This window comes from Candidatus Thioglobus sp. (assembly GCF_028599055.1).
Classification (GTDB): Bacteria; Pseudomonadota; Gammaproteobacteria; order PS1; family Pseudothioglobaceae; genus Thioglobus_A.
Genome location: NZ_JAQRMS010000085.1, coordinates 1 through 5,067, shown reverse-complemented (window position 1 = coordinate 5,067; position 5,067 = coordinate 1). Strand labels below are relative to the sequence as shown.

Sequence of the window (5,067 nt, the reverse complement as noted above, 5' to 3'; positions counted from 1 at the left end):
GATGTGAGTGTGGCAGATATTGGCATTGTTTCACCTGATGGTCGAGACGGCATGATTGAACACGCGCAGCAGTTTGCAGAAGCCGAAATTCCATTTATTTTTGATCCTGGCCAAGGTATGCCAATGTTTTCGGGTGAAGAGTTAACGGCCTTTATTGAGCAGGCAACCTATGTTGCAGTTAATGATTATGAATCGCAAATGTTGGTTGATAAAACTGGGCTAGAGTTGGCAGTTATTGCTTCAATGGTTGATGCGCTCATTATTACCAAGGGTGGTGAAGGCTCTGAGATTCACACCAAGGGCGAGGTTATAAATATTGCACCAGCACAAGCTGACTCAGCTCAAGACCCAACCGGCTGTGGTGATGCCTATCGTGCAGGACTACTCTACGGCATTATGAATGACATGGATTGGAAAACAACTGGCCAGTTAGCTGGGCTGCTTGGTGCGATTAAAGTGGCACACCTAGGCACACAAAATCATCAATTTGATCTCGAGATAATTGAAAAACTGTATCAACAGCAATACGGCGAATCCTTGTTATAAAAGTCTTTCAGGGGGGGCGATTTAATTTATTAGGTTATAATTATTTTTGAAATATAAACCTCTGAGGAGAGATAAAAAAATAAAATGAAAGCATTGGAAAAATTATTTGAATTACGCCGTTCATTAGATAACTATGAGCGTGATATGGGTTTTGACAGCCTGTCAGAAGTGGAAAAATCAGTATTGGAATTTATTATGCATACTAAAGATGCTAATATTACTGCCATTACCAAAGACCAGTATTTTTCGAAATATTCACTGTCAACCATCAAGCGTGCAGTGGGTGTTTTATTATCTGAGAAGATTATTAACGCAACACAATCTAGCGCTGATAAGCGTGCGATGATCTTAACTTATGCCAAGTAATACAATATAGCTCAAATAGATAGGGTTTGCCATAATAGGCAGACCAGTCTAATCTCACTATAATTTGCAACTATGCAAAAAACACAAACTATTTTCATTGAAAACGCCGTTGCTTTTTTAAGTGTGTTTTTTTGTAGTCTATTTAATGTCAACATTCGTTGAATATACCGTTGAATTAAGTGCTTGGCTCTATTTGCCATTAGGGGCAAAAATCTTAATGTATTTACTATTTGGTTTTCGTGTGTTGCCAGGCATACTGGCCGCATGTGTTACCAGCGGCGTTGTTTTATTTGCCTCTTGGGGTGATAATTTGCTGTTGGGTGTGTTATCTGCTGGTGCAGGTGTTATCGCACCAATTGTGGTAATGAGTGGTATGAAACTGGCTAAAATTTGCAATTTCGATTATCTTGGTAACATTGACTTTAGACATATATTGACTTTAGACATATATTGACTTTAGTGATGGGTGTGTCGGTGGTCAGCTCCATGCTTAAGTATTTGATTTCATCACTCATTATATTGCCGGTGATGTCATGGGCGCGTTGCTGGTGATCTATCTGGTATTAAAGATGCTTGTGCCACTTATTCAAAGAATCACCCCGCAGCAAGCGAATTAATCTCCTTAAACTGTATTCATTCATGTTGCGCTTAGGCTATTTACGCCAAAATTGATTAAAGAAAAGTTAATTTAGCTTTTTTAGTAAATTTTCCACTAGCTCAATGCGTCTGATGTCTTCAGGCATATCTTCTTTTACAATTAACTGATTTTGACCCTTTAATTGATAGTTTTTAGGCTGTTTTTGGATTAAATGAATGATTTTTATCGGTTCTATGGTATTTTTAGTGCCAAAAGTGATGATGGCTTTATCGTCATAAAGGTTAATTTCATCAATTCCGATTTTTTCGCAAAAAAGTTTGAGTCGCGTATTGGCAAATAAATGTTTGGTTGAATCTGGCAATAATCCGAAGCGGTCAATCATCTCAATTTGTAATTCTTTGAGGTCGTTATTGGTGTTACAACTAGCAATACGCTTGTATAAGACTAAGCGTTCGTGCACATCTTCTAAATAGCTTTGTGGAATAATAGAAGGCAGTCCGCAGTCGATTTGAATTTCGTGATTAATAGGATCGTCAAGATTAATCTTTCGCCCTGCACGCATCGCATCAATGGTGCGTTTGAGTAAGTCATGATACAAATTAAACCCGATTTCACTAATTTTTCCGGATTGATTATCGCCAAGCAAATCGCCCGCCCCACGAATTTCCAAATCATGGTTGGCCAACATAAAGCCCGCGCCCAACTCCTCTAGAGATTCAATAGCGTCTAGACGTTTTTTGGCATCTTTAGATAGTGATTGATGGGATTTGATAATTAAATAAGCATAGGCTCGATGATGCGACCTGCCAACACGACCACGCAACTGATGCAACTGCGCCAAGCCGAAATTTTGCGCATTGTTAATAATAATGGTGTTGGCATTAGGAATATCGATACCCGTTTCAATGATAGTGGTACAAACCAAAATCTGAAAACGCGCATGATAAAAGTCACTCATGATGTGTTCAAGTTCACGGGTTGGCATTTGCCCATGAGCAATGCGCACAGCTACATTTGGCATGAGCACTTTAAGGCTTTCGGCTAAATTGTCAATAGAGTCGATATCATTATGTAAAACAAAAATCTGCCCACCTCGATGTAGTTCCCGATTACAAGCCTCTTTGATGTTGTCATCTTGCCATTCTTGCACAAAGGTTTGGATAGCGCTTCGCTTAGCTGGCGGTGTAGCAATGATGGATAATTCGCGCAACGAGCCTAATGCCATATTAAGCGTACGCGGAATTGGCGTGGCAGTCATCGTCAGAATGTCACTTTGTCCACGTATTTTTTTCAACGCCTCTTTTTGCTTAACACCGAATCGGTGCTCTTCATCGATAATGACCAGGCCGAGGTTTTTGTACTTAATACTGCCTTGAATAATTTTATGGGTGCCGATTACAATGTCAATTTTGCCAACGTTAAGCTTTTCAATAATCAGCTTTTGTTCTTTGGGTGTTTGGAATCTGGATAGCGCAGCAATTTCAACTGGATAATCGGCAAAGCGATCAACAAATGACTGATGGTGCTGATTGGCCAGTAAGGTGGTTGGCACTAAAATGGCGACTTGCTTTCCGGCTTCGACGGCTAAAAACGCAGCCCTCATGGCAATTTCTGTTTTGCCAAAGCCTACATCACCACACACCAAGCGGTCCATAGGCTTGTGTGAGCGCATGTCAGCTAAAACTTCACCCATGGTTTTAAGTTGGTCAGGGGTTTCTTCAAAAGCAAAGCTGGCCACAAAAGATGAATAAGCATCATTAGGCTCAGGAAATGCAAAGCCTGTTTGTGATTCACGTTTGGCATATATTTCTAAGAGCTCTGCAGCCACATCATGCAAGGCTTCGCCAGCTTTTTTCTTAGCCTTACTCCACTGTGGCGTGCCTAGTTTATGTAAAGGTGCGTTTTCAGGTGAAGTGCCAGAATAACGAGAAATTAAATTAAGCGAGGTCATTGGCACCATGAGTTTGGCGCCACCGGCATATTCTAGCTGCAAGAAGTCTTGGGATTGGCCGTCATAAGTTTGAGTTTTTAGCCCCAAATAGCGACCAATTCCATAGTTTTCATGAACGATAGGATCACCTTGTTTTATTTCAACTAGGCTTTTAATGGCTTCATCAAAGTCTTTATGCTTAGCTCTGCGTCTGCGCTGTTGTTGCACAACCTCTTGGCCAAATAGATTTTCTTCAGTGACAATAGCAATATCATCACTAAGTAGCCCTTGGGATAAAGTTTTGCTGGTGATACAAAGAGGCTGGTCTGTTGTTAAAAACTGTTGCCAATCAGTGATAGATTTAGCCACCAGGCTGTGATTAGCTAACAATTCCTCAAGAATGGTTTGTCTGCCCTGTGACTGACAGACAATCAGAATTCTATGATCAGACCTGTCAATAAAACCGGACAATTTGGCCAGTGGATTTTTATTTTGAGGATCAATTCGTAAGGGCGGCAATAACTTTGATTTGAAGTTTACATGCCCGGCTTTATCTGCTAATTTCGAAGGCGAAATAATCAGCTGAGATTGTTGCTTAATGGCAGAGAATAGCTGGTCTTTATTTAAAAAAACCTGATTAAGTTCAAGTGGTGGGCGCTCAAGATCTTGCTGAGCGTGTTCAAAACGTGACTGAAGTTCTTGATAAGTGTGATCAACTAGTTCGCTAAAACCAGCAGAAGTGGCAACTGTGATGTTATTAGGCAGGTAGTCAAACAGTGTGTTAGTTGATTTGAAAAATAAGGGTAAGTAAAATTCAATGCCACCTGGTAATCGTCCTTCGCTGATCTCATTATAAATAAAGCTTTGCTTGGCAAAGGCTTGATCATAATTGTGTTTAAATAATTCTATGCTTTCATTGTCAGTGGCAAATTCACGCGCTGGTAATAGTGCAATCTGTTTAACTTGTGATTCACTACGTTGAGTTGATGTATCAAAGGTGCGAATACTTTCAATTTCTTCATCAAATAAATCAAGTCGGTACGGCGCCTTGGCGCCCATTGGGTATAAGTCAATCAACGATCCTCGAATGTTAAATTCGCCATGCTCCATGACCGTTGTTACTCGATTGTAGCCAATTTTAAGTAGTTTTTCACTAAAACTATTTGGCTCTATTGTGTCGCCCACATCAAGATTAAAGCTGTATTGTTCGCTAAATTCAATCGGGCACAGTCGCGAACACAGTGTTTCCAAGGTGGTAATGACGACACCTTGTTTGAGCGACTTAAGTTTGGATAAAGTTTTTAAGCGATTGGAGGTGATATCAGGATGAGGTGAAAACTGATCGTAAGCCAACACTTCCCAATTATCAAAAGACAAGATGTTTAAGTCATGAGCATAAAAATTGAGCGAATGATAAAGACTGTCTAAATGAGCAATGTCATTGGCAATGAGTAGTACAACTTGTGGGTTTTGTTGGACATGCTCGATTAATGCCAGCGCATCAGCACTGCCATATAAAGAGCCCCAATATGTTTTTTTACCCGAAGCTAAGGTGCTGACCTTGTCAGGCTGTAAATAACCCATGCGTTAAGCTTCAGTGTTCAGAACGTCAACACCTTCATTGTCT

4 protein-coding genes are annotated in these 5,067 nt (G+C 40.3%); 3 read left to right on the top strand and 1 reads right to left on the bottom strand.

The features are described from left to right. The 3 genes from PSN35_RS05915 to PSN35_RS05905 form a co-directional block, all read left to right on the top strand. A partial coding sequence (locus PSN35_RS05915) for a PfkB family carbohydrate kinase (RefSeq protein ID WP_300030789.1) occupies positions 1 to 546 on the top strand: 546 nt, incomplete at its 5' end. A gap of 84 nt (positions 547 to 630) precedes the next feature. Further along, positions 631 to 912 carry a hypothetical protein gene (locus PSN35_RS05910; protein WP_300030787.1) on the top strand — a complete coding sequence of 94 codons (282 nt, stop codon included), beginning with the start codon at positions 631 to 633 and terminating at the stop codon, positions 910 to 912. Between the two features lie 145 nt (positions 913 to 1,057). Further along, positions 1,058 to 1,366, top strand: coding sequence for a hypothetical protein (locus PSN35_RS05905; protein ID WP_300030785.1), 309 nt, complete (start codon positions 1,058 to 1,060; stop codon positions 1,364 to 1,366). 229 nt (positions 1,367 to 1,595) lie between these two features. Here PSN35_RS05905 and mfd read toward each other — a convergent pair whose 3' ends face one another. Then, on the bottom strand, positions 1,596 to 5,024 hold the full coding sequence (mfd, locus tag PSN35_RS05900) for a transcription-repair coupling factor (protein ID WP_300030783.1): 3,429 nt from the start codon (positions 5,022 to 5,024) through the stop codon (positions 1,596 to 1,598). Positions 5,025 to 5,067 lie beyond the last annotated feature (43 nt).